This is a genomic window from Kitasatospora sp. MAP12-44 (assembly GCF_029892095.1).
Classification (GTDB): domain Bacteria; phylum Actinomycetota; class Actinomycetes; order Streptomycetales; family Streptomycetaceae; genus Kitasatospora.
In genome coordinates, this window is the sequence record NZ_JARZAE010000004.1 from 4,058,000 (window position 1) to 4,082,779 (window position 24,780).

A 24,780-nucleotide genomic window follows, 5' to 3' on the forward strand; every position below is an offset into this window, starting at 1 on the left:
ACCCGCCCGCAGCCGTACGAGAGAGAGCCGACGAGTGACAACCACAGAGATGCGGGCCACCGAGGGGGCGGTCCTGCGACTGCAGGGTGTGTCCCGCGTGCATGGCCAGGGCGCGAGCCAGGTCCATGCCCTGCACGGGGTGGACCTGACGGTGCTTCCGGGGGAGTTCGTGGCCGTGATGGGGCCCAGCGGGTCGGGCAAGTCCACGCTGCTCACGCTGGCCGGGGGGCTGGACACGGCCACCTCGGGCGAGGTGCTGGTCGAGGGACGGGAGCTGGGCGGGCTGTCCCGGAGCGCGCTGGCCGCCGTCCGCCGCCGGTCGATCGGGTACGTGTTCCAGGACTTCAACCTGATCCCGGCGCTGACCGCCGCCGAGAACGTCTCACTGCCGCGCGAGCTGGACGGGATGTCGAGCCGTCAGGCCCGCACCGAGGCGCTGGCCGCGCTCGCCGAGATCGGTATCGGGGAGCTCGCCGACCGCTACCCCGACCAGCTGTCGGGCGGCCAGCAGCAGCGCGTCGCCATCGCCCGCGCCCTGATCGGCGAGCGCCGGCTGGTGCTCGCCGACGAGCCCACCGGCGCCCTCGACTCGGCCACCGGCGAGGCCGTGCTGACCGTCCTGCGCGGGCGCTGCGACGCCGGGGCCGCCGCCGTCATGGTCACCCACGAGGCCCGGCACGCCGAGTGGGCCGACCGCGTGGTGCTGCTGCGCGACGGTCAGCTGGTGGACGAGCGCACGCCGCACCCGGGAACGCACCGGTCGACCGGAGAGAGCGACGCCCGATGAACCTCTCCTCCTGGCGCGCCGCACTGCGCGTCGCCCGCCGTGACGCACTGCGCGCCAAGGGCCGCAGCGCGCTGATCGTCGCCATGATCGCGCTGCCGGTCGTGGGCGTCACCGCCGCCGACGTGGTGACCCGCAGCTCCCACCTGTCGCCGCAGGAGCGCAGCACCCTCCTGATGGGCGCCTCCGACGCGTACGTCAGCACGACGCATCAGCCCGGCTGGCGCCTCGATCAGGCCCCGGACCCCAGCCCCACCAGCACCTGGTTCCTCTCACAGAGCGGGCCCAAGCCCTCGCCGACCGCGCAGGAACTGGCCCGCGCCGCCGAACCGTTGGACCAACTGGTCAAGGAGGCGATGCCGCCCGGCGCCCGTCTGCTGCCGGTCGAGGCCACCGCCGGCTACGTCCCGACCAGCACGGCCTACGGCCAGGGGAGCGTGGAGACCTGGGGCATGGACCTGACCGACCCGCTCACCCGCGGCATTGTGACGCTCCGCCAGGGCAGTTGGCCCAGCGCCCCGTACGAGGTCGCGGCGACCACCGGGTTCCTTTCCGAGTCCGGACTGCACGTCGGGCAGAGCACCACCCTGGCGGGCACCACCCAGCCGCTGAAGATCACCTCGGCCGTCGAGTACCCGGGTGAGCTGGGGGTGGCACGGCTGGTGGGACGACCGGGAGAGCTGAGCGGGCTCCTCGCGTCGACACCGGACGGCCGCGGCGACCAACTGCCGGTCGGTTCCCACGACTTCCTGGTCGCGATGCCGGGGCACGCCGCGTTCAGCTGGCAGCAGGTGAAGGAGGCCAACGCCTACGGGTTCACGGTGGCCTCGCGCGCCGTGCTCGCCGACCCGCCGCCGGACAGCGCCGTCCCGTTCTACTCCGACGACCCCCACTTCCGCAGCCAGGCCGACACGACCGCGCTCAAGACGGCGACGATCGCCGCCACCGTGGCCGGCATGGCCCTGCTGGAGATCGTGCTGCTGGCCGGCCCGGCCTTCGCGGTCGGCGCCCGGCGCTCGCGGCGCCAGCTCGGGCTGATCGCGGCCTGCGGCGGCAACCGCGCGCACATCCGCGCCGTGGTGCTCGGCGGCGGCGTCGTGCTCGGCGGTACGGGGGCCGCGGCGGGCGCGGTGCTCGGCGCGCTCGCCGTGCTGGCGGGCCGCTCGGCTTTGGAGGCGCGAGCGGGGGCCCGCTTCGGCCACTTCGCGCTGGAGCCCGCCGATCTGCTCGCCATCGTGGCGATCGGCGTGGTGACCGGCCTGCTGGCGGCCATCGTCCCGGCGGTGCAGGCCTCGCGGCAGCCCGTCCTCGCCGCGCTCACCGGCCGCGCCACCACCCGGCCGCCGACGCGCTGGCTGACCCTCGCCGGTCTGCTGATGGCGCTGGCCGGAGCGGGCCTCGCGCTGGTCGGCAAGATCGGCTACTCCCGCTCGCATGCCGTGATGGCCGGTTCCATGCTCGCGGAGGTCGGCCTGGTCGCCTGCACCCCGTGGCTGGTCAGCCAGTTCGGCAGGATCGGGCGGATCCTGCCGCTCGGCCCGCGGCTGGCGGTGCGCGACGCGGCCCGCCATCGCGGCCGCTCCGCGCCCGCCGTCGCGGCCGTGCTGGCCGCCGTCGCCGGGGCGGCCGCGGTGCTGACCTTCCAGGCCAGCGGGGACTCGGCGGCCCGGGCGGACTACGCGCCCGAGGCGCCGAAGGGGGCCGTGATCGTGCAGGCCTACCAGGTGCTGACCGGTGCCGGAGCCGACTCGCCCGACGCGACCGCCCGCAACGCCGACGCCGTGCGCTCGGCCGTGGAGCAGGCCATCCCGGGCCTGGGGCAGCGCGGCGACCTGCGGGACGTCACCTACGGGGCCTGCGGGGCGCCAGGCGGCTTCTGCGGCACGGTCCACCTGATGACGCCCCCGGCCAACGTCTGCCCGCCCGCGGCCGGGCTGACCAGCCCGCAGGCCGTGGCCGTCATCAGCCTCGGGCAGGCGCAGCAGCTGCTGGCGCACGACCCGCGGTGCGCGGCCGGTCCCCCGGTGCCCGACGACGCCCAGGACCTGGTCATCGGCGACGCGACGGTGCTGCACAACCTGCTCGGCGTGGACGACCCGGCCGCCGGCCAGGCCCTGGCGGCCGGCCAGGTCGTCGTCCTGGACCCGCGGCTGGTGCAGGACGGCAAGGTGACCCTGCAGCTCACCCGCTACGGTGCCACCGGCCCGAGCGGCAACCAGGTCAGCACCATCAGCGTCCCGGCAGTGGCGGCGAAGGCCACCGCGGCGGGCGCGCGAGCGGTGCTCTCGCCGGCGGCGGCCGCGGCGGCGGGCCTGCTGCCCGACTCGTACGGCTTCGTCTGGCTGCCCGCGCACCCGCCCACCTCGGCCGAGCAGCAGCGCGCCGCCTCGGCACTCGCCACCGCCGGCAAGGGCAAGTTGGCGGTGGAGCGCGGCTACCAGGGCTCCGGCAACGCCATCGCCCTGGGTCTGGCGGTCGCCGCCTCGGTGGTGGCGATCGCGGCCGCCTGCATCGCGACCGGCCTCGCGGCAGCGGACTCGCAGTCGGACCTGGCCACCCTGGCGGCTGTCGGCGCGGGTCCGGGGATCCGGCGCAGGCTGTCGGGGTTCCAGTGCGGCGCCGTGGCCGCGTTGGGCTCCGTGATCGGGGTGCTCGCGGGTCTGGTGCCCGCCGCCGCCATCCAGCGGGTGCAGAACCTGGGCAACCTGTCGTACGTCCAGGCCACCGGCGGGATCAGCCTGGGCAGCCACCCGCTGGTGATCCCCTGGACGTACCTGGCCGTCCTGGTCGTCGGGCTGCCGCTGCTCTGCTGGCTGCTGGCCGCCGGCTTCACCCGCTCCCGCACGGTGCTGGCCCGCCGGACGCAGTGACCCGGTGAGTCGAGACCGGTGGCCCCGTCGGAACGATCCGGCGGGGCCACCGGCTTTCTCAGCACCTAGACCAGCGCGGTCAGTTCGCCCCGCGAGGCGACGCCGAGCTTCGGGTAGGCCTTGTACAGGTGGTGCCCCACGGTCCGCGGGCTGAGGAAGAGCTGCGCCGCGATGTCGCGGTTGGAGAGGCCCTTCGCGGCCAGTTTGACGATGTGCACCTCCTGCGGCGTCAGGCCGGCCAGCGGGCCGGCCGGCAGCGCGGCGGGCGGCGTCGAACCGGCCGCGCCCAGCTCGCTGCGGGCGCGGTCGGCCCAGGGGGTCGCGCCGAGGCGCTCGAAGACCTCCAGCGCGGTCCGCAGCCTGCCGCGCGCCTCGGTGCGGCGCCGGCCGCGGCGCAGCCACTCGCCGAACAGCAGGCTGGTGCGGGCGAGTTCGAAGGGACGGTCGTCCCCGTCGTGCAGCTTGAGCGCCGCCAGGTAGCCGGATTCGGCGAGCTCGTCCGGCCCCAGCAGCGCCTGGCAGCGAAGCACCAGCGCCTGCGCCCAGCTCTGGGCACCCGAGCCCGGGGTCGCCCAGCGCTGGTAGCGCTCGAACGCCTCGGCCGCCCGGTCGGGTTCGCCGAGCCGGACCGCCGCCTCGACCAGGTCCGGGACGGCGCGCACCGCCGAGACGTGGTACCAGTGCGGCCCGCCGGTCAGCGCCACCAGCCGGTCCACCGCCTCGGCCGCCCGGCCCTGCCCCAAGTCGTGGACGGCCTGCGCCCATTGGGCCCAGCTGGTGCCCGCCGCCGGGGCTCCCCAGGTCGAGGTGGCGTCGGCCAGCGCCCCGGCGACCCGCACCGAGACCCGCTCGCCGTCACCCCGCAGCGCGGCCAAATAGGCCTCCAGTGCCAGGAGTTGACCCAGCCACTGGGGCTGCCCGGTGTCCCGCGCCAGCGCCAGCCCCTCGGCGACGCTGACCTCGGCGTCCTGGTGGCGGCCATGGAAGAGCTCCGCCTCCGCCAGGAAGAAGAGCAGGGTGGGCAGCGAGCCCACCGCGCCGCTCGCGCGCGCCTCGGCGATCAGCTCGGTGGCCAGCTGGAAGGTCTCCGCGTCCCGGCCCGGGATCAGCGTCGATCCGCAGACCTGCACCAGCTCGCGCAGGCCCTCCGCGCCCGCCTCCCGCGCCAGCCGGACGGTGTCGGCGACAGCGGGCAGCGGCGGGGCGGCGCGGCCCAGCATCGGCAGCGCGCTGGCCAGCAGGTGCTGGGCGGGCGCGCGGGTCGGATCGCCGTCCGGCAGCGGCAGGGCGGCCAGCCGGTCGAGCACCTGCTCGACCTGCTCGGCCCCGAGGTACCAGGCGACATGGAAGGCCTGGAGCAGCAGGCGGGCGGCGTCCGGGGCGGTGATCTCGCTGTCCGCGGCGGTCAGCAGCAGCCGGTAGGCGTCGGGGTAGGCGCCGCGCCAGAAGTACGCGGTGGCCCGGACCCAGTCCAGCACGGCCCGGACGAACGGCTCCTCGGCCCGCTCACCGGCCCGGACGGCCAGCGCCTCGGCGCGGTCGGTCTCGGCCGCGTCCAACGCGGCCTCGGCGGCGAGCACCAGGCAGCGGGTGGCGTGCTGCGGGTCGGGCGCGAGCCGGGCGGCCCGCTCGTACGCCGTGCAGGCCCCGGCATGCCCGCCACGCGCCCCGGCCCGCTCGGCCACCCGCTCCAGCGCGGCGGCCAGTTCGGCGTCCTTGCCGGTCACCGCGAGCGCCAGGTGCCAGCTGCCGCGGTCCTCCTCCCCTGCCTCGCGCAGCAGTTCCCCCAGCGCCCGGTGCACCGCCAACCGCTGTGCCAGCGGCGCGCGTTGCAGGATCACGGTGCGCAGCAGCGAGTTCCGCAGCACATAGCGGCCGTCCGGGGTGAGCAGCAGCAGCCCGGACTGCTCGGCGGCCGCCAGGTGCTCGGGCCCGGCGCCGAGCGCCTCGCCCGCGCGCTGGACGATCGCCGGGTCGCCGGCCTCCTCGGCCGCGGCGACCAGCAGCAGCGTCTGCGCTGCGGCCGGCAGCCGGGCGACCTGGCCGTGGAAGGCCTGCTGGAGCCGACCGGTCAGCGGCAGCCTGCCGTCCCCGGAGGTCGGATCGGCGGCCAGCGCGGCCGGCAGCTCGGTCAGGGCCAGTGGATTGCCCTGCGCCTGGGTGAGCACCCGGAACCGCACCCGCTCGGCCGCGGGACTGTCCTGACGCGAGGTCAGCAGCGCGGCGGCGGCGGTCGGATCGAGCCCGGTCAGCCGCAGTTCGGGCAGCCCGGGGGCCGGGAACGAGCCCTCGCCGTCGCGCGCCGCGAAGAGCAGCACCACGCCCTCGCGGTCCAGCCGGCGGGCCGCCAGCAGCAGCGCCTCGCTGGAGGAGCGGTCGAGCCACTGGGCGTCGTCCACCAGGCACAGCAGCGGCTGGTCGGCGGCCAGTTCGGCGAGCAGCGCGAGCGTGGCCAGACCGCTGAGCAGGCGGTCGGCCGGTCCGCCGTCGACCAGTCCGAAGGCGATCTCCAGGGCCCGCCGCTGCGGCCCGGGCAGCGCGGGCAGCCGGTCGAGCGCCGAGCCCAGCAGCAGGTGCAGCCCCGCGAACGGCAGGTCGGCCTCGTACTCGACGCCGCTCACCCTGATCAGCCGGTGGTCGCCGCCCGCCCGCTCGGCGGCGTGGTCGAGCAGCGCGCTGCGGCCGATCCCCGGCTCCCCGCGCAGCACCAGCGCACCACTGCGCCCCTGCCGCGCCCCGTCCAGCAGCGCTTCGACGACGGCCTGCTCACGTGCCCTCCCGTACAGCATGCACCGAGCCTAACCGGCCCCGGCTACCTACCCGCGCAGCCGCAACTCCCTACCCCAGTACCTATCCGGCTACCGGCAATTGCCGATGGCTGACTGATTCCGACCCATCCGGATCTGCGTACCGTCGTGACCTGTAAGAACACACCGCACAGAGCACAGAGGAGCAGGACCATGACGAACTTCGAGCAGCTGGCCGACCAGTACATCGCCCTCTGGAACGAGACCGACGACGCCACCCGGCGCAAGCTGGTCGACGAGGTCTGGGCCGAGGACGCGGTCTACACCGACCCGCTGGTGGTCGCCGCCGGCCGGGAGGCCTTCGCCGCGACGATCGGCGCCGTGCAGAGCCAGTTCCCCGGACTGGTCTTCACCCTCGGCGAGGGCGGCGTGGACGCCCACCACAACATCGCCCGCCTCACCTGGGACCTCGGTCCCGCCGGTCAGGAGGCCCTGGTGGTCGGCTTCGACGTCCTGGTGGCCACCGAGGACGGCAAGATCGCCGCGGTGCACGGCTTCCTGGACAAGGTGCCCACGGCCTGAACCGGGCACTCCATGAGCACCCGGTGCGGGCGGGGAATGGCAGGGGGAACTGCCATCTCCTCGTCCGCATCGGGTTTGATGGGTGGATGAGTAGCGAGAAGAACGACGTGCCCGTCTGGGAGCAGCGGTTCCGGGCGGCGCGACTCTCCCTTCCGGAGTGGGCCGACGACGCACCCGACCGTTCGCTGTACATCTCGAACGCCACCGGCACCTTCGAGGTGTACGTGTGGGACCGGGCCGCCGACACCCATCGCCGGGCCACCGACCGCCCGCACGGCACCACCGACGCGGCACTCTCCCCCGACGGCGAGTGGATCTGGTGGTTCGACGACACCGACGGCGACGAGTTCGGCGTCTGGCGCCGGCAGCCCTTCGCGGGCGGCCCGGACGAGGAGGCCGTCCCCGGTCTCGCCCCCTCCTACGAGGCGGGCCTGGCGCTCGGCCGGGACGGCACCGTGGTGGTCGGCCGCTCCACCGACAACGACGGCACCACCCTGCACCTGCTGCGCCCCGGCGCCGCGCAGCCCGTCGAGATCTACCGGCACGCCGAGTACGGCGGGGTCGGCGACCTCAGCCACGACTGCGCCCTGCTGGCGATCGACCACACCGAGCACGGCGACGCGATGCACCGCGCGATCCGCGTGGTGCGCACCGCCGACGGCGCCGCGGTCGCCGAACTGGACGAGGTGACCGGCCGCCAGGACCCGCGCGGGCTGGCCTGCCTGGGCTTCGCCCCCGTCCCCGGCGACAGCCGGCTGCTGGTCGCCCATCAGCGCCGCGGCCGCTGGGAGCCGATGCTCTGGGACCCGCTGACCGGCACCGAGACCGAGCTGGAGCTGCGCACCGCCGACGGCGCCGAGCTGCCCGGCGACGTCTCCGCGCAGTGGCACCCGGATGCCAGGGCCCTGCTGGTCGAGCACGAGTTCGAGGCCCGCAGCGAACTGTTCCGCTACGACCTGGCCGACGGCACGCTGACCCGCCTGGACACCCCGCGCGGCACAGTCGCCGGCGCCACCGCCCGGCCGGACGGGACGGTGGAGTTCCTCTGGTCCTCGGCCGCCGAGCCCGCCGCCGTCCGCTCGACCGCCGGCACCGTGGTGCTGCGCGCGCCCGGCTCGGTGCCGCCCGGCTCGGTACCGGTGGAGGACGTCTGGGTGGACAGCCCGGGCGGGCGGGTGCACGCGCTGGTGCAGCGCCCGGCCGGCGACGGCCCGTTCCCCACGGTCTTCGAGGTGCACGGCGGCCCGACCCACCACGACAGCGACTCCTTCGCCGCCGGCCCGGCCGCCTGGCTGGACCACGGCTTCGCGGTGGTCCGGGTCAACTACCGCGGCTCGACCGGCTACGGCCAGGCCTGGACGGACGCGCTGCGCGAGCGGGTCGGCCTGATCGAGCTGGAGGACATCGGCGCGGTGCGCGCCTGGGCGGTGGCCTCGGGCCTGGCCGATCCGGCCCGGCTGGTGCTCTCCGGCGGCTCCTGGGGCGGCTATCTGACCCTGCTCGGCCTCGGCGTGCAGCCGGGCCACTGGGCGCTGGGGCTGGCCGCCGTGCCGGTCGCCGACTACCTCACGGCGTACGCCGACGAGATGGAGGCGCTGAAGTCGCTGGACCGCACGCTCTTCGGCGGCACCCCCGAGGAGGTCCCGGAGCGCTGGCTGGCCTCCTCGCCGCTGACGTACGTCGAGCAGGTCAAGGTGCCGGTCTACGTCAGCGCCGGGGTCAACGACCCGCGCTGCCCGATCCGGCAGATCGAGAACTACGTGACCCGCCTGGAGCAGCTGGGCACCCCGCACGAGGTCTACCGCTACGACGCCGGGCACGGCTCACTGGTGGTCGAGGAGCGGATCAAGCAGCTGCGCCTGGAGATCGACTTCGTCCGCCGCCACCTGCCGCGTTAGGCCGGTCGGTTTTAACGCTGGTCCAGGACCGGGTCGAGACCGAGCGCCCGGTCCTGGGCCGCCTCCGCCTCACGGCGCAGCAGCCGGAACCACATGAAGCCGACGAAACCCGCGAAGACGAACCACTCCAGGGTGTAGCCGAGGTTCTGGAACGCCCGCGCGGTCAGCCCGTCGCCGCCGGACGGCTGCGCGGTCGGCACCGCGGTCAGCCCGGCCGGGACGTCGTCGGCGGCCACCCAGCCGTCGTAGGTCGCGTAGGGCAGCAGGTTGACCAGGGTGGCCTGGCTGATCATGCCGAGCTGGCCGGCCGGCAGGCCGCCGGCCACCGCGCCATCGGTGTCGGTGCTCTCGGAGGCCTGCAGCCGTCCGGTGACGGTGACCTGGCCGGCGGGGGGCGCGGGGGGCGTACCAGGGGCGCCCCGCACCCAGCCGCGCACCACCGCGACGGCCTGGCCGCCGGCGGTCCGCAGCGGGGTGAGCACGTAGTAGCCCTGCTTGCCGTCCACCGTCCGGTTGGGCACCAGCAGCTGGTGGGCGGCGTCGTAACTGCCCGAGGCGGTCACCTCGCGGCCCAGCGTGGTGGTGCTGACCTGCGGCGAGGCGGGGTTGAGCAGGCTGGTCAGCGGGCTGGCCGCGCCGGACGCGCTCACGCCGGGGGTGGTGGCCTGGTGGCTGACGACCCGGTCCTCGAACCTGCCCAGCTGCCAGGATCCCAGCCACAGGCAGACCACGATGGCAGCCACCGCGAAAACGGTGTTGCCCAGCCAGCGCGGGGTCAAAAGGAACCGGTACACGGTCCCACGGTAACCACCCATTCCTCCCACTCCCGCGCAGGGTCCCCCTCACGGGTCAGGGCGGGTCGGCGCGGCGCGTCAGAGCTGTTGCTCTCAGGAGGCCGGCTGCGGCAGCGAGCGGTACAGCGTCCCGGAGCCGCAGACGCCGCTGATCAGCACGCCCACCGCGACCGGCCCGGTGCCGAGCGGCTGGTGGTCGACGACGAGCGTGCCGGGCGCGCCGGCCGAGGCCGAGGGCTGGCCTGCGGCCGTCGGCAGGCTCGCCGAGGGGCTGGCCGAGGCCGTGGCCGTCCCGCTCTGCGCGGGGGACGGCTGGGCGGCCGGCGACCCCCCGCCGCCCGGGTCAGCGGCCGGCGACGCCCCGCCGGATCCCGGCCCGCCAGGGCTCGCGGCGCCGGACGCGGCCGTCGCCCCGCCGCCGGTTCTCGGGTCGCTGCTCGACCCGGCGGCCCCGCCGGTGACCGGGCAGCGGCTGTCCGGCACCCAGGCGAAGGCGACCCGGTAGCCGCCCTCCGCCGCGAGCAGCAGCCGGTTCGCCAGGGTGGCTGGGTCCGGCAGGCCGTCGGCCGGGTCCCCCAGCGTGTGGGTGACCACCGCGACCGGGCCCGCTCCCCCGGTCACCGTGACGGCTCCGGGGTCGGTCAGCAGGCACGCGTGGCCGGAGATGTTGGCGACCGTGAGGACGCCGTAGACCCGCCCCGCCGCGTCCGGGCTGGCGAGCTGGGCCGAGCCGGGACCGAGATCGGTCCTGGCGCAGGGCGGCGCCGCGCCGGCCGGCCCGGACGCTGCGCCGCCCAGGGCCGTCGCGCTCGTCACCCCGCCGCTCGCCGCCGTCGAGGAGACGGCGGTGGCGTCCGCGTCGGCGTCCGGGTCGCCGCCGCGGGACGGCACGGGGGCCGGGTGCCCGATGCCGGGTGCCGCCCCGGCCGGGCCGCCGTCGGAGGGGCGGGCGGCGCCGGCCGCCGAGCCGTCCGAGAGTTGCAGACCGGGCAGGCCGTGCAGGGTCGGCAGGGCGACGGCGAGCACCGCGGCGACCAGGGCCGCGCAGGTCCAGGCCTGCCGATGCCGGGCCCGCCGGACCGGCACCGCGTGCCGGATCCGCGGCAGCGCGTCCGGCGCCGGCTGCAGGCCGGCCACCGCGCGGTGCAGCAGCTCGCGCAGCGCCTGCTCCTCGGGGTCCACGTACTCCGGGTCCACGTTGCCCGCGCCGTGCTGCTGATCCTCAGTCATGACTGCTCTCCATCAGCACCCGCAGCGCCGCCAGGCCACGTGAGCCGTACGCCTTCACCGCTCCCAACGAGACCCCCAGCAGTTCAGCCACCTGAGCCTCCGTCATGTCGGCGTAGTAGCGCAGCACCAGGACCTCGCGCTGCCGCCGCTGCAGCCTGCGCAGCGCGGCCTTCAGCTGATCACGTTCGAGAGCATCGTAGGCTCCCTCTTCTGCACTGGCCATGTCAGGCATCGGCTTGGGCAGCAGACGCAGCCCGAGGATGCGCCGACGCAGCGTGCTGCGCGAGAGGTTGACCACGGTCTGCCGCAGATAGGCCAGCGTCTTCGCGGGCTCGCGGACCCGCCGGCGGGCGGCGTGCACGCGGATGAACGCCTCCTGCACGACGTCCTCGCAGGAGGCCTGGTCGTCCAGCAGCAGGGCCGCCAACCGCAGCAGCGACCGGTAGTGGGCCTGGTAGGTCTCGGTGAGCAGGTCGACACTGGCTCCCGCCGTGTCGGTGGCGGCCATCGTCATCCCGGGCTCAGCCAACTGCCGAACAGCCGGTGGACGCACCGCTGTCGCCCTCCGCACACCCACCGCTACCAGGTCTGTCACGGCCGTTGGACACTTGATCCCCCCTCAGGGTTGCCCCGTCTGGCGGACATTCTTCCGTACAGCGCGGAGCCCCCTCCACCTGGAAGGGGGCTCCGGGGCCTGGACGGTTCACCCGACCGTCAACCGGTGAACTCCGCCGCCACCAGCTCGGCGATCTGGGCGGTGTTCAGCGCGGCGCCCCTTGCGCAGGTTGTCGCCGCAGAGGAACAGGTCCAGCGCGTTCGGGTCGTCGATCGAGCGGCGCACCCGGCCGACCCAGGTGGGGTCGGTGCCGACCACGTCGTTGGGCGTCGGGTACTCGCCGGCCTCCGGGTTGTCGTAGAGCACGACGCCGGGGGCCTGGGCCAGGATCTCCTGCGCCCGCTGCTGGGTGACCTCGCGCTCGAAGACCGCGTGCACGGCCAGCGAGTGGGTGGTGATCACCGGGATCCGCACGCAGGTCGCGGAGACCTTGAGGTGCGGCAGCCCGAGGATCTTGCGGCTCTCGTTGCGCACCTTGAGCTCCTCGGAGGACCAGCCGTCCTCCTTGAGCGAGCCCGCCCACGGCACCGCGTTGAGCACCAGCGGCGCCGGGAACGGGCCGCTGTCGCCGATCACCGCGCGCAGGTCGCCGGTCTGCTCGCCGACGGCGGTGCCGGCCACCTTCGCGGTCTGCTCGCGCAGCGCGTCGATGCCGGGCTGACCGGCGCCGGAGGCCGCCTGGTAGGAGGCGACCACCAGTTCCTTGAGGCCGAGCTCGGAGTGCAGCGCGCCCAGCGCGACGATCATGGACAGGGTGGTGCAGTTGGGGTTGGCGATGATGCCGCGCGGCCGCATCCGGGCCGCGGCCGCGTTGACCTCGGGCACCACCAGCGGCACGTCGTCGTCCATCCGGAACGCACCGGAGTTGTCGACCGCGACGGCGCCCTTGGCCGCGGCGATCGGCGCCCACTGCGCCGAGACCTCGTCCGGGACGTCGAACATCGCGATGTCGATGCCCTCGAAGGCCTCCTCGCTGAGCGCGACGACCTCGACCTGCCGGCCGCGCACGCTCAGCCGGCGGCCGGCCGAGCGCGCGGAGGCGATCAGCCGGATCTCGCCCCAGACGTCCTGCCGCGAGGAGAGGATGCCCAGCATCACCGTGCCGACGGCGCCGGTGGCGCCGACCACGGCCAGGTTGGGCTTGCGGCTCACCGCCCGGTCCCGCCGTAGACGACGGCCTCGTCGCTGTCGCTGTCCAGGCCGAAGGCCGAGTGCACGGCGCGGACCGCCTCGCTGACGTCGTCGGCCCGGGTCACCACGGAGATCCGGATCTCCGAGGTGGAGATCAGCTCGATGTTGACGCCGGCCTCGGAGAGCGCCTCGAAGAAGGTCGCGGTGACCCCCGGGTTGGAGCGCATGCCCGCCCCGACCAGCGAGATCTTGCCGATCGCGTCGTCGTAGCGCAGCGACTCGTAGCCGATGCCCTCCTTGACCCGGCCGAGCGCGTCGATGGCCTTCTGGCCCTCGGCCTTCGGCAGGGTGAAGGAGATGTCGGTCAGACCGGTCGACGCGGCGGAGACGTTCTGCACCACCATGTCGATGTTGACCTCGGCGTCGGCGATGGCGCGGAAGATCCGGGCCGCCTCGCCCGGCTTGTCCGGCACTCCGACAACCGTGACCTTGGCCTCGGACGTGTCGTGGGCGACCCCGGAGATGATGGCCTGCTCCATCTCGCCCCCTTCGGGCTTGGTCGGGTTGCTGTTGCTGACGATGGTCCCCGGCAAGCCGGAGAAGGACGATCGTACGTGGATCGGGATGGTGTAGCGGCGCGCGTACTCGACGCAGCGGTCCAGCAGCACCTTGGAGCCGGAGGACGCCAGCTCCAGCATGTCCTCGTAGCCGATCCAGTCGATCTTGCGGGCCTTCTTCACCACCCGCGGGTCGGCGGTGAAGACGCCGTCCACATCGGTGTAGATCTCGCAGACCTCGGCCTTCAGGGCGGCCGCCAGCGCCACCGCGGTGGTGTCCGAGCCGCCGCGGCCCAGCGTGGTGATGTCCTTGCTGACCTGCGAGACGCCCTGGAAACCGGCCACGATCGCGATGTTGCCCTCGTCGAGGGCGTTGCGGATCCGGCCGGGCGTGACGTCGATGATGCGCGCTTTGTTGTGGACCGAGTCGGTGATGACTCCGGCCTGGCTCCCGGTGAACGACTGGGCCTCGTGGCCCAGGGATCGGATCGCCATGGCCAGCAGGGCCATCGAGATCCGCTCACCAGCGGTCAACAGCATGTCGAACTCACGGCCGGCAGGAAGGGGTGACACCTGCTCGGCGAGTTCGATGAGCTCGTCCGTCGTGTCGCCCATCGCGGACACCACGACGACGACCTCATGGCCGGCCTTCTTGGTGTCCACGATGCGACGTGCCACGCGCTTGATGCCCTCGGCATCCGCAACGGATGAGCCGCCGTACTTCTGCACGACAAGGCCCACGTGCGCTCCTCGACTGAGTCGTCTTCGGGGCCGTGCCCGGCGCGGGTGGCGCCGTCCGATCCCCGGACCCCCTGCGGGAGGGGGTACTTGCGGTCGCGAGTCAGTCTACCGAGCGGGGCCCGGACTTCGGCAGCCTTCCATATCGTGAGACTGCCGTTTTACCTGGTGGACGCCAGTGCACTGGCGGGACAGGCGAGTCTGCGGGCGGGGCGCGGTGGGCACGAAAGATTCACGGGAGCGGGGGCGTTCCGCTCCGGATTTGCCGGTTGAGATTTTTTTGAGATTTCTCGGCGGGAAGCCCTTCTGATCGGCTACTCATCGGCTTCTCATCGGCTCAGATACCGAGCTCGGCGGCCATCAGGGCGCCTGCCTGCTGCTCGAGCTGCTCGTCCGTGAGCCCGTCGTCGTCGGTGTCCGCGCCGTCCGGCACCGCGCCGATCGGGCTGTCCAGCCGGACATGCGCGATCAGCGACTGCAGCGCCCGCAGCACCGCCGTGCAGGTCGAGCCCCAGTTCGAGAGGTAGGAGAACTGCCACCACCACATCGCCTCGCTGACCCGGCCCTCGTCGTAGTGGGTCAGGCCGTGCCGCAGATCGCTCACCACACCCGCGAGGTCGTCGGAGATCCGGAAGGCACTGGGCATCGTCGGCGCACCGTACGGGTCGAAGACCTCGTGGTAGACGTCGATCGGGGCGAGCAGCTCGGCGAGCAGCTCGCGCAGCTCCACGCCGTCCGGCTCGGGCCCGGTGTCCGGCTCGAAGCGGTCATCCGGCAGGACGTCCTCGACCGCGCCGAGGCGGCCGCCCGCCAGCAGCAGCTGGGAGACCTCCAGCAGCAGCAGGGACACCGCGCTGCCCGGCTCGTCGCCCTTGGCGACCTCGGTAACGGCCAGCACGAAGCTCTTGACCGAGTCCGCGATCTGCACGGCGAAGTCGTCAGGCCCCTGGGCGGGCCCCGCCTCGGTGTGCACGCCCTGGTGCACGCTCTTGTCAGACATCGAGCAGTCGTCTCCCTTCGAAGGCCCGGCCGAGGGTGACCTCGTCGGCGTACTCCAAGTCGCCGCCGACGGGCAGTCCGCTCGCCAGGCGGGTCACCTTCAGACCCATCGGCTTGCAGAGCCGGGCCAGGTAGGTCGCGGTCGCCTCCCCTTCCAGGTTGGGGTCTGTGGCGAGGATCAGCTCGCCGACCGTCCCGTCGGCGAGGCGCGCCAGCAGTTCCCTGATCCGCAGATCGTCCGGTCCGACGCCCTCGATCGGGCTGATCGCGCCGCCGAGTACGTGGTAGCGGCCGCGGAACTCACGGGTCCGCTCGATCGCGACCACGTCCTTGGACTCCTCCACGACGCAGATCACGCTCAGATCGCGCCGCGGGTCCAGGCAGACCCGGCAGCGCTCGGACTCCGCGACATTGCCGCAGACCGCGCAGAACCGCACCTTGTCCTTGACCTCCAGCAGCGTGTGCGCCAGCCGGCGGACATCGACCGGGTCGGCCGCCAGGATGTGGAAGGCGATCCGCTGCGCGCTCTTGGGCCCGACGCCGGGCAGCCTGCCCAACTCGTCGATCAGGTCCTGAACAACGCCCTCGTACACCGCTCTGCCTTCCCACTGCGTTCGCTACCGCGTTCGGCGGTCCGCTGCTCGTGCGCAGCGCCGCCGGTGCCATCATCCAACGATTCGGGCGTCGGACACACCGTCCGACGCCCGAATAACCTGAGATGTTCAGAAGGACAGACCCGGAATGTTGCCGCCGAGACCGCCGAGACCCTGGGTGAGCGGGCCCATCCGCTCCGCCTGGAGCTTGGAGGCCGCCGCGTTGGCGTCCCGGACGGCCGCCAGCACCAGGTCCGCGAGGGTCTCGGTGTCCTCCGGGTCGACGGCGGCCGGCGCGATCGTCAGCGCCAGCAGCTCGCCGCTGCCGCTCACCGTGGCCTCGACCAGGCCGCCGCCCGCCGAACCGCTCACCCGCGCCTCGGCCAGCTCCTGCTGCGCGCGGCCGAGGTCTTCCTGCATCTTCTGCGCCTGCTTGAGCAGCTGCTGCATGTTGGGCTGGCCACCACCAGGGAACACGGTCCACTCCTGCGCTTGTATGTCTGCCGTCACTTGCTACGTCTGTTGTGCGTCTGTCGTGCGTCTGTTGCCTGTTGTGCGTCTGTTGTCCGTCGGATCGAGCCTACGTCCTGCCCGGCCGGTCGCTCCCGTGGGTCTGCGCACGGATCATCCGGCGATCATCCGCCGTGCTGGATCTCCTCCAGGACTGTCGCTCCGAGCTCGCGGATGATCAGTTCCTGAGCGGAGATGGCGCTCTCCTGAGCCGCCTGACTTGCCGTGCCGCCCTGGTAGGCGTCGGCGGGGAAGCCGTCGTCCTCCTCCGAGGACTGCGGCGGCGGCTGCGGGGGCCGCGCCTGCGACTGCACCGGCGGCGGCGCTGGTGCCTGCACCACCACGGGCGCGGGCTGAGCCTGCGCTGTCTGCGCTGCGTGCGCAGCCTGGTACGCCTGCGGGGCGGCGGGCGGCGGCCCGGCCGGGGCAGCCGGCGCGGCGGGCTGGCGCGAGGCCGGCGAGGCGCCGCCGCCCCAACCACCCGTGCCGCCCTGCGCGGGTGCCTGCGCCTGCGAACCGCTGCCGGACGGGTCGACGATGCACTCGACCCGCCAGTCCACGTTGAGCGCGTCCGCCAGCGCCTGCTTGAGCACGTCGTCGCTGTTGCTGCTGACGAAGCTGTCGCGAGCACCGGCGTTGATGAACGAGACCTGCAGCGTGCTGCCGTCGAAGCCGGCGACCTGGCCGTTCTGGCTCAGCAGGATCCAGGTGAAGCGGCGGCGGTTCTTCACGGCCTCCAGGATCTGCGGCCACATCTGCCGCACCTGCGCCGCGCCCTGCTGCGCCCCCGCCGACGCCTGCGCCGACGCCGACGCCGGCGGTTGCGGTTGCGGCTGCGGCGCTACGGGCTGCTGCTGCATGGGCGGCGCGGCTGCGACCGCTGTCGCGGGTGCTGCGGGTGCCGCCTGCTCCTGTCCGGGCGGCGGGAAGCTGCGCGGAATCGGCCACGCACCGGGCGGCGGCCCCGCCGCCGGAGCCGGCGCGGGGGTGGGGGTGGGCGCGGGCGCGGGCTGGGTCACCGGCACCGGCGCCGCCTGCACCACCGCAGGCACCGCCACTCCTGCTCCCGTCCCCGTCCCTGCTCCTGCTCCTGCTCCTGCTCCTGCTCCTGCGAACCCCACACCACCGGCGGCAGCCCGTCGCTCCAACTTCTCCATCCGCGCCATCAGCGACAACTCGTCGCTGTACGCCCCTGGCAGCATCACCCGGGCGCAGATCAGCTCCAGCTGCAGCCGCGGCGCGGCGTTCCCCCGCATCTCGGTCAACCCGGTGTTGACGATGTCGGCGGCCCGGCTCAGCTCGGCCGACCCGAACCGGTCCGCCTGTGCCTGCATCACGGCCACCCGGTCCGGGGGCGCGTCGAGCAGCCCCTTCTCCCCCGCGTCCGGCACGGTGGCCAGGATCACCAGGTCCCGCAGCCGCTCCAACAGGTCGGTGACGAAACGGCGAGGATCGTGCCCGCCCTCGACCACCCGGTCGATGACCTGGAACACCGTCGCCCCGTCCTGCACAGCGAAGGCGTCGACCACCTCGTCCAGCAGCGCCGAGTCCGTGTACCCGAGCAGCGCGGTGGCCATCGGATATGTGACCCCGCCCTCGTCGGCCCCGGCCAGCAGCTGGTCCATCACCGACATCGAGTCCCGGACAGACCCCGCCCCGGCCCGTACGACCAGCGGAAACACCGAGTCCTCGACCTGGATGCCCTCGCGCCCGCAGACCTGCGCGAGGTAGTCACGCAGCGTCCCTGGTGGCACCAACCGGAACGGATAGTGGTGCGTGCGGGACCGGATCGTCCCGATCACCTTCTCCGGCTCCGTGGTCGCGAAGATGAACTTGAGGTGCTCCGGCGGCTCCTCCACCACCTTCAGCAGCGCGTTGAAGCCGGCCGAGGTGACCATGTGCGCCTCGTCCAGAATGAAGATCTTGTACCGGCTGTGCACCGGTGCGAAGAACGCCCGCTCCCGCAGCTCACGCGCGTCGTCCACACCACCGTGCGAGGCCGCGTCGATCTCGATCACATCGATCGAGCCGGGCCCGCCGGTCGCCAGGTCGGTGCAGGACTGGCACTCCCCGCACGGCGTCGGGGTCGGCCCCTGCGCGCAGTTGAGGCAGCGGGCCAGGATGCGCGCACTGGTCGTCTTGCCGCAGCCGCGCGGGCCGCTGAACAGGTAGGCATGGTTGACCCTGTTGTTGCGCAGGGCCTGCTGGAGCGGAGCGGTCACGTGCTCCTGCCCGATGACCTCTGCGAAAGTCTCGGGGCGATAGCGGCGGTACAGGGCTAGGGACACGCCACCGACGATATCGGGACCGCCGGACAAACGCGTCGTCCGTCGCACTCCCCGCCCCCGGGAACGCAAAGACCCCCCGTGCACCCGCCAGAGCCCTCCTACCCTTGCTGCCTTCCGGCCCTGGGGGAGTTCAGAGAGATAACGCCACACGAGGGGCTGGCACCAGAATAGCGGATTCCAGCCCCACTCCGTACCGCCCACCCCACTCGACGATCCGCAGGCAACCACCCGCGACCACCTGCGGATAGGTGGTCGCGAGCACCCCCGAACATGTACTAAGCTCTCCCACGGAGGATTCGCCTAGTGGCCTAGGGCGCACGCTTGGAAAGCGTGTTGGGGGCAACCCCTCACGAGTTCGAATCTCGTATCCTCCGCCTCTGCCAGCCATGGCAGCTCGAAGGCCCCGACCGGGAAACCGGCCGGGGCCTTCGGCGTTCCCCAGCTGCTCACTGGTGTGGCAGCTCACTGGCACGGAGAGCTGTCCACCGGAAACTGCCGCCCAGGGGACACCGCCTCGAAGAGTCATGCTGTTGACCGCCCCCAGGAACCGACAGCGACGGGCTCGGGGAGCAAGGCGATTCCGGTTGCTGCCATGACCTGCGCGGCCAGTCGGGAGAGCGTTGCAGCGAAGCCCGCCGCGGTGATGTCTCCGAGAGCGACAAGAGTGAGGACACGGTGATCCGAGCAGCGGATGCCATCGGCGATCACAGCTCCGTGCTGGCAGCCGATGCGTTCCAACAGCCAGCCTGCGCTGGCTCGTAGCTGCCCGTCGCTGTCGGCGTAGGTCGGGCAGCCCTCCGCCGCCAGGCTCGCAGCTTGGACCGCGCTGACCGTCGGGTTGAGGAAGACGGAGCCGACCTGGCGGGCTTCGGCGCTGTGGCGGTCGAGGAGGAGTCCGCGGTGGTACCGGTTGGCGAGAACGCCAGCCACCACGTCTGGAACCGGCGGCCGGGCTCCGATAGGAACACCGAGTTCAGCTGCCAGGGGCGCATAGGAGATCGGTGCGGCGCGATCTGCTTGGCGGAGGCGGAAGGTGGCACTCAGAATGGTCCAGCGACCGGGCTCCGCCTTGAAGCGGCTCCTGCGGTAGCGCAGTTGGCACGTCTCGGCGGGGAGTGTGCGGGCGTGGCCCTTCGCCCAGTCCCAGGCCGTGACGTGGTCGAGGGTGTCGGAGATCTGCTGGCCGTAGGCGCCGGCGTTCTGGACCGGGGCGGCTCCGACCGTCCCGGGTATGCCAGCAAGGCACTCGATGCCGGCCAGGTTCTCACTGGCGGCCCACTGCACCAGGTCCGTCAGCGCGTGGCCGGCCAGCGCGGTGACGGACACCCGGCCCTGCTCCGCCCGCGTCACGGTGATTCCGCAGGTGTTCATTGCGACGACGGTGCCGGGGTGCCCGGCGTCGGAGGCGATGACGTTGCTGCCGTGGCCCAGCACCACGGGGCGTCCTCCTGTTGCTGGCCGATCGCGCGCACGGCCTCGGGCCAGTCAGCGGGGTCGGAGACGGTCAGGACGTGCCCGGCGGGGCCGCCGAGCCGCAGGGTGGCCAGGGATGCGAGCGTGGTGCTGGTCACGGCTGGTTCCCTCCTAGGGTTCGTCGGTGATCGCCTTGAGCGCGATAGCCCGCAGCGGGGCGAGGCGGGTGCGGTTGTCCTGGTGGTGGTAGACGGCGTTGGTGCAGATGGCCAGGTAGCGGCCGGTCGCCGGGTGGAGGTAGAGGCTGGTACCGGTGAAGCCGTGGTGGTAGGCCACGCGTCCTTCGTCGGCCAGGATCCAGGCCAGCCCTCGGTCCAGTCCGGGCTCGATCGCGGCCTGCGGGACCATGCTCTCGGTCAGCCAGCGACCCAGCGGCGAGCCGTCGGCGTGCCCGCGAAGCAGGGCGGTCGCGTAGGCGGCGAGGTCGGCCGGGGTCGAGAAGACCCCGGCGTGCCCGGCGACTCCGCCGAGCAGGGCGGCGTTGTCGTCGTGCGGCAGGCCCCACAGTCGCGGAGCGCCAGGAAAGCGCTGTCCGGTCGGCGCGACGTGGGCGGCGCGGGCCACTGGTCCGTAGGTGGTGCCGGTCATGCCCAGGTCCTGCCACAGGTCGGCGGAGAGTTCGTCCAGGCGCCGGCCGGTGACCTGCGCGAGCAGGAGCCCGGCGAGGATGAAGCCGCGGTTGATGTAGCGGTGCCCGGCGCCGGGCACCGCGATCAGGTCCTCCTGGCAGATGAGTTCGGCCAGGTCGGTGCTGGTACCTCGGTAGCGGTCGAGACGGGTGTCGGCCCGCAGGCCGGATGTGTGGGCGAGGATCTGCCGCACCGTCACCTGCCCACCTGGGGACTCGGTCGGCAGCTGGTGCAGGAGGCTGCAGAGCGGAGCGTCCAGATCGATCCCGGTGGTGCCGATCAGCGGCCAGGTGGCCAGCACCTTGGTCAGCGAGGCGACGTCGTACACCGTGCCCGGTCCCGGCCGGGCGTCGCCGCACCCGGGAGCGACGACGCCGCTGGTCAGGTAGCCGGGCTCGCTGTCGTACGTGCCGTGGGCGACGACGCCGCCGGGCACTGTGGCGTCGGCGGTCAGCAGCTCCAGGGTCTCCTGCAGCCCGGCAAGAGCGGTCTTGGTCCAGGCAGTGGTGGTGATCACGGGATCTCCTGATCGATCGTCAGCTTGACACCCAGGGCTGCCAACTTGGGCAGCAGGCTGCCGTATCCGCGCCGCAGGTGGTACATGCCTCGGATCGTAGAGGTGCCCTCGGCCGCCAGAGCGGCGATCACCAGTGCGGTCACCGCCCGGATGTCCTCACCCGCCACGTCAGCGGCGGCGAGGGGGAACGGGCCCCGGACGGTGATCTCCGCGCCGTCGGTGTTGACGGCGGCGCCGAACGCCCGCAGCGGACCGACGTGGGTGGCCCGCTCGGTGTAGATCCGCTCCTCGATCCGGGAGGTGCCGCGGGCCTGGGTGAGAAAGGCAGTCAGCTGGGGTTGCACGTCGGTCGGGAAGCCGGGGTGAGGGCCGGTGGCCATCTGCACCGGCCGGGGACCCGCCGGGCACCGCGCCAGCGTGCCGCCGTTCACAGCCGTGAGTTCGATCCCAGCGTCGGCGAAGACCGCCAGGAGCCCATCCGGGAACTCGCTGGGCGGGAAGTTGTCCAGGTGCACGGTGCCGCCGGTGATGGCGGCTGCGAGAGCGAGAGTGCTGGCCTCCAGCCGGTCGGGCGGCACCTGGAAGGCGCCGCCGGTGATCCGGTCGGCACCGATGACGTGCAGCGCGGTGGTGCCTTCCCAGGTGATGCCGACGCCCCCGGCCGCGAGCACGGCAGCGGTGACCAGCACCTCGGGCTCGACGCTCGGGTTGAGGATCGTGGAGGTGCCACGGACCCGGGCGGCCAGCAGCATGCCGGTGACGGTGGCCCCGAGGCTCGGACCCCACTGCCGGGTGGCCCCATCCGTGGTGAACGGCGCCTGGACCCAGCTGGCGATCCGGGCCTTCACGTGGTCCCCGCTGACCTCCAGGGTCGCGCCGGCGGCTTCCATCGCCGCCAGGTGCCGGTCGATGTGCCTGCGGCAGAACGCATCCCCTCCCGGAGTCGGGAAGGTGACCTGCCCGGCGCGGACGAGCAGGGCGGCGGCCATCACCGCGGTGGTGCGGATGCGTCGGCCGAGCTTGTCGGGGATGACGGGGTACCAGGCGGCGGCCGGGGTGGTCTCGAAGCGGTCGCCGATGACCCTGGTCGGGGTGCCGGTGTGGTTGAGGATCTCCGCGCAGACCAGGGTGTCGAGGATCTCGGGGGCGCCGGTGAGCGTCAGCGGCTCGTCGGCCAGGAGGGCGGCGGCGTACAGGTGCAGGGCGATGTTCTTGCTGCCCTGCACCGTGGTGGCACCGCTGAGCGGGACGCCGCCGGTGATGCGCACGGCCCGCTCGTCGGCGGTCGGCAGGTGGGTCTGGTTCACGGATTACCTTCCCTGGCTTCCGGCGGGGAAGAAGCCGCCTACTTGGGTCTTGGGGTAGAGCACGGTGTGCGCGCCGATCAGGGTGGCGGGCTGAAGCACGGTGCCGGCCGGGATGACCACCCCGTCGCCGATCACGGCTCCGAACTTGGTCTGGCCGGTGGCGATGCGATGACCGTCGAGGTGGGCGTTGACCTCCTCGGTGGCTGGCTCGGTGACCGGGCCGGAGGTGCACCGCAGGCCCGTGGTGGAGACGAACGCGCCGATGTTGACCCCGAGTCCGAGGACGGAGTCGCCGACGAAGCTGGTGTGCTTCATGAAGGCGCCGCCGAGCAGGAAGCTGCGGGTGACCTCGGCGCCGAAGCCGATCCGGCAGTCGGGACCGATGACGGTGTTGCCCCGCACACGGGCACCGGCCTCGATCACCGCGCCGGGGCAGACGAGGGCGGGGCCGGTGACGAAAGCGCCTTCGGCGATGACGGCTCCGGCGGCCACGACCACCTGGCCGCGAACCGTGGCGCCCGGCTCGATGGTGCCCGCTGACTCCGGCAGGGTGATGTTCAGGCGTCCGGCCAGCAGGTCGGCCACTGCCTTCTTGAGGCCGAAGACGGTCGGGCAGCAGCTCAGCAGCGCGAGGACGAGCGGGTCTGTGACCTGCTCGGTGTCGAAGTAGTACTCGGGGGTGGTGCGGTAATCGACGTGCGCCAACTCGGCGCTCATCGTGGGGAATTCGGGAAGTCCGTGCATGGCTGGTTCTCCTCTCGGGCGAGCGAGTGAAGACGTGCCGGACCTAGCTGATGAGCAGGTCCGGTGTGGTGGCCGTCGGAGCCGCCGGGGGGTGGGCCTCGGCCTGGTGGACGACGAGGCCGACAGGCAGGCCGTGGCGATGTGCAATGCGGCCCAGGAAGCAGTCAGGAAGGCGCCGACCGGGTCGCGGTCTCGTGCGGCGTGGCGCCGACCGGCGGCGGGCAGGGCGGAGGGGCTGAGCGTCGGCATGAGCGGGCCTTCGGCAGCGGGGACAAGCGGCTGTCCCTAGTGAAAGGCCCGGGTGAAGATCAGATCCGTAGCGCGATTACGGGCCCGTAAGCCCGTTACGGGTCAGCCGAGTTGGACGCCTGCTCGGACGGCGAACTCCCGTACGCCGGGCAGGGAACGGTCGTGGCGGAGCAGGCCGGCGGCGAGCGCACGTACGGCCCCGCGGTGGGTCTCCTGCGGGGCTGCCTGCTCAGCGGCCAGCAGCGCACGGTACGTCTGCTCGGGCTTGCCCCACTGGTCAAAGGCCCGGGCGACGTCGATGAAGAACCGGGCCTGGCGCTCGGCCGTCGGCAGCGCGGCCGGGTTGATGGTGCGGGCCAACTCGATCGCCTGGCCGGAGTCGCCGAGCTCGTAGTGCACCGACAGGTGATGGAGGGCGACGCCCTGGATCCCGTCGAGCTGCCCGGAAGTTCGACCAGCGGCGCGGGCGGTGTCGGCAGCCTCGTTGATCAGCGCATGAGCGTAAGTGCGGTCGCCCATCTTCGCGGCGGTGTAGGCGGCGGTGGCGTACAGGTCGCCCTGGGCGGCCAGTCGGGCCGCCTCCGGGACGGTGTCGTCCCGCTGCAGGTCATGGGCGGCCCGCACCACGATGTCAGTCGCCCGGCTCAGGTGGCCCTGGCGTCGCCAAGCGCTGGAGACCATCCGTTGGGCCTCGGCGGTAACAAGCCCGTCGCCACCAGCACGGGCAGCGGTCAGCGCACGGTCAGAGGTGACGGCGACCAGACCGTTGTCACCCACCTTGATGCACAGCCGGACCGCGATGTTGTAGAGCGCGGCCACCGAGCGGGCCGCCTCCTCGGGACTGCCGACACTCTGCGCGGCCGCGATCCACCCAGGCAGGGCCTCCGCGAGAGCGTCATAGCGGGCCGCCCGGAACTCTTGACGTGCTGTCACGATCGACGCACGAACGGTCTCTGCACTCGGCTCGCGCTGCCCAGGGATGGTCGCCGGGCCGTACAGCACCAGGTCTTCCAGTGGAGCCAGGGGCGCTGGACTCGCGTGAGCCGCCTGAGTGCCTACCACCGGACTGAAGACGGCGGCAGCAGCAGCGGCCAGCAGTTCGCGGCGTCGCACCTCGTCGTCATCCTCCTTGGCCGGACTGGGCGTCAGCCTAGCGGAGCTGACCTTGCGTCGAGGCGAACTGGACACGCCCGCCGCAGGTTGCGGATGCGCGAGCAACTCTTCGAGCGTCGTGCCGAGCACCCGAGCGAGCAGGGACAACATCTCGACCTTCCGGACCGGGATCACGTCGCGCTCGACCCCGGAGACCCACTCCTCGCTGCGGTCGACCTCGGCAGCCAGATCCCGCTGGTACCAGCCCTTGCGTCCACGCAGCTTGGCGATGAACTCGCCGAACGTGATGTCCCCCGCCACGGCCTCCGCCCCCGCCAATCGTGACCAGTTGACTACAGGAGGCAACCGTACCGAGTAGCGCGACCCGCTGTAGGGACTCGACCAAAAAGCCTGGACAGTAGACGCCGATGA

19 protein-coding genes, 1 tRNA gene, 1 other RNA gene and 1 pseudogene are annotated in these 24,780 nt (G+C 73.0%); 5 read left to right on the forward strand and 17 right to left on the reverse strand.

What is annotated here, in order from left to right:
• The first annotated feature begins 49 nt into the window (after positions 1-49).
• Positions 50-787 (forward strand): ABC transporter ATP-binding protein, encoded by a 738-nt coding sequence (locus P3T34_RS18970; protein WP_280672217.1) that lies wholly within the window; start codon positions 50-52, stop codon positions 785-787.
• Positions 784-3,654 (forward strand): FtsX-like permease family protein, encoded by a 2,871-nt coding sequence (locus P3T34_RS18975; RefSeq protein WP_280667224.1) that lies wholly within the window; start codon positions 784-786, stop codon positions 3,652-3,654. Before P3T34_RS18970 ends, P3T34_RS18975 begins: the two co-directional genes overlap by 4 nt.
• A 65-nt stretch (positions 3,655-3,719) precedes the next feature.
• On the opposite strand, the gene P3T34_RS18980 is transcribed toward P3T34_RS18975, so the two are convergent.
• Complete coding sequence (locus P3T34_RS18980; RefSeq protein ID WP_280667225.1) at positions 3,720-6,443, reverse strand: helix-turn-helix transcriptional regulator; 2,724 nt, start codon at positions 6,441-6,443, stop codon at positions 3,720-3,722.
• 171 nt (positions 6,444-6,614) lie between these two features.
• Here P3T34_RS18980 and P3T34_RS18985 point away from each other — a divergent pair, with 171 nt between their 5' ends.
• Both P3T34_RS18985 and P3T34_RS18990 read left to right on the forward strand, forming a co-directional pair.
• Positions 6,615-6,983: a nuclear transport factor 2 family protein gene (locus P3T34_RS18985; protein ID WP_280667226.1), complete on the forward strand. Its 369-nt coding sequence runs from the start codon at positions 6,615-6,617 to the stop codon at positions 6,981-6,983.
• Between the two features lie 86 nt (positions 6,984-7,069).
• The gene (locus P3T34_RS18990; RefSeq protein ID WP_280667227.1) at positions 7,070-8,881 is read left to right on the forward strand and encodes a prolyl oligopeptidase family serine peptidase; all 1,812 of its coding nucleotides are present in this window, start codon (positions 7,070-7,072) and stop codon (positions 8,879-8,881) included.
• A gap of 11 nt (positions 8,882-8,892) precedes the next feature.
• On the opposite strand, the gene P3T34_RS18995 is transcribed toward P3T34_RS18990, so the two are convergent.
• The 10 genes and pseudogenes from P3T34_RS18995 to ffs form a co-directional block, all read right to left on the reverse strand.
• The gene (locus tag P3T34_RS18995) at positions 8,893-9,675 is read right to left on the reverse strand and encodes an SURF1 family protein (protein ID WP_280667228.1); all 783 of its coding nucleotides are present in this window, start codon (positions 9,673-9,675) and stop codon (positions 8,893-8,895) included.
• Between the two features lie 93 nt (positions 9,676-9,768).
• Positions 9,769-10,905 carry a hypothetical protein gene (locus P3T34_RS19000; protein WP_280667229.1) on the reverse strand — a complete coding sequence of 379 codons (1,137 nt, stop codon included), beginning with the start codon at positions 10,903-10,905 and terminating at the stop codon, positions 9,769-9,771.
• Positions 10,898-11,419 (reverse strand): SigE family RNA polymerase sigma factor, encoded by a 522-nt coding sequence (locus tag P3T34_RS19005; protein ID WP_280667230.1) that lies wholly within the window; start codon positions 11,417-11,419, stop codon positions 10,898-10,900. The genes P3T34_RS19000 and P3T34_RS19005 overlap by 8 nt, the downstream gene beginning before the upstream one ends.
• Positions 11,420-11,619: 200 nt before the next feature.
• Positions 11,620-12,673, reverse strand: a pseudogene (locus tag P3T34_RS19010) (aspartate-semialdehyde dehydrogenase).
• Entirely contained in the window at positions 12,670-13,950 is a 1,281-nt protein-coding gene (locus tag P3T34_RS19015; RefSeq protein WP_280667231.1) for an aspartate kinase, read from the reverse strand. The pseudogene P3T34_RS19010 and the gene P3T34_RS19015 overlap by 4 nt, the downstream one beginning before the upstream one ends.
• A 334-nt stretch (positions 13,951-14,284) precedes the next feature.
• A complete protein-coding gene (locus tag P3T34_RS19020; protein ID WP_280667232.1) occupies positions 14,285-14,947 on the reverse strand; it encodes a DUF5063 domain-containing protein in 663 nt (220 codons plus the stop codon).
• The gene (gene recR / locus P3T34_RS19025) at positions 14,940-15,539 is read right to left on the reverse strand and encodes a recombination mediator RecR (RefSeq protein WP_280667233.1); all 600 of its coding nucleotides are present in this window, start codon (positions 15,537-15,539) and stop codon (positions 14,940-14,942) included. The genes P3T34_RS19020 and recR overlap by 8 nt, the downstream gene beginning before the upstream one ends.
• Before the next feature lie 129 nt (positions 15,540-15,668).
• Entirely contained in the window at positions 15,669-16,016 is a 348-nt protein-coding gene (locus P3T34_RS19030) for a YbaB/EbfC family nucleoid-associated protein (protein WP_280667234.1), read from the reverse strand.
• Positions 16,017-16,174: 158 nt separating this feature from the next.
• A complete protein-coding gene (locus tag P3T34_RS19035) occupies positions 16,175-18,337 on the reverse strand; it encodes a DNA polymerase III subunit gamma and tau (RefSeq protein ID WP_280667235.1) in 2,163 nt (720 codons plus the stop codon).
• Between the two features lie 67 nt (positions 18,338-18,404).
• An RNA gene (gene ffs, locus P3T34_RS19040) (signal recognition particle sRNA small type) lies at positions 18,405-18,495 on the reverse strand.
• Positions 18,496-18,626: 131 nt separating this feature from the next.
• On the opposite strand from ffs, the gene P3T34_RS19045 reads away from it, so the two are divergent.
• Positions 18,627-18,711, forward strand: a tRNA-Ser gene (locus tag P3T34_RS19045).
• A gap of 148 nt (positions 18,712-18,859) precedes the next feature.
• Here the strand turns inward: P3T34_RS19045 and P3T34_RS19050 are convergent.
• From P3T34_RS19050 to P3T34_RS19075, 6 genes are all read right to left on the reverse strand, one after another.
• Positions 18,860-19,774: a UDP-N-acetylmuramate dehydrogenase gene (locus tag P3T34_RS19050; RefSeq protein WP_280667236.1), complete on the reverse strand. Its 915-nt coding sequence runs from the start codon at positions 19,772-19,774 to the stop codon at positions 18,860-18,862.
• Positions 19,705-19,908 carry a hypothetical protein gene (locus tag P3T34_RS19055; RefSeq protein ID WP_280667237.1) on the reverse strand — a complete coding sequence of 68 codons (204 nt, stop codon included), beginning with the start codon at positions 19,906-19,908 and terminating at the stop codon, positions 19,705-19,707. Before P3T34_RS19055 ends, P3T34_RS19050 begins: the two co-directional genes overlap by 70 nt.
• 13 nt (positions 19,909-19,921) lie before the next feature.
• Positions 19,922-20,956: a serine hydrolase domain-containing protein gene (locus tag P3T34_RS19060; RefSeq protein WP_280667238.1), complete on the reverse strand. Its 1,035-nt coding sequence runs from the start codon at positions 20,954-20,956 to the stop codon at positions 19,922-19,924.
• Positions 20,953-22,263, reverse strand: coding sequence for a UDP-N-acetylglucosamine 1-carboxyvinyltransferase (locus tag P3T34_RS19065; protein ID WP_280667239.1), 1,311 nt, complete (start codon positions 22,261-22,263; stop codon positions 20,953-20,955). Before P3T34_RS19065 ends, P3T34_RS19060 begins: the two co-directional genes overlap by 4 nt.
• Positions 22,264-22,266: 3 nt before the next feature.
• The gene (locus P3T34_RS19070; protein ID WP_280667240.1) at positions 22,267-23,007 is read right to left on the reverse strand and encodes a hypothetical protein; all 741 of its coding nucleotides are present in this window, start codon (positions 23,005-23,007) and stop codon (positions 22,267-22,269) included.
• Between the two features lie 351 nt (positions 23,008-23,358).
• On the reverse strand, positions 23,359-24,669 hold the full coding sequence (locus P3T34_RS19075) for a helix-turn-helix transcriptional regulator (protein WP_280667241.1): 1,311 nt from the start codon (positions 24,667-24,669) through the stop codon (positions 23,359-23,361).
• Positions 24,670-24,780 lie beyond the last annotated feature (111 nt).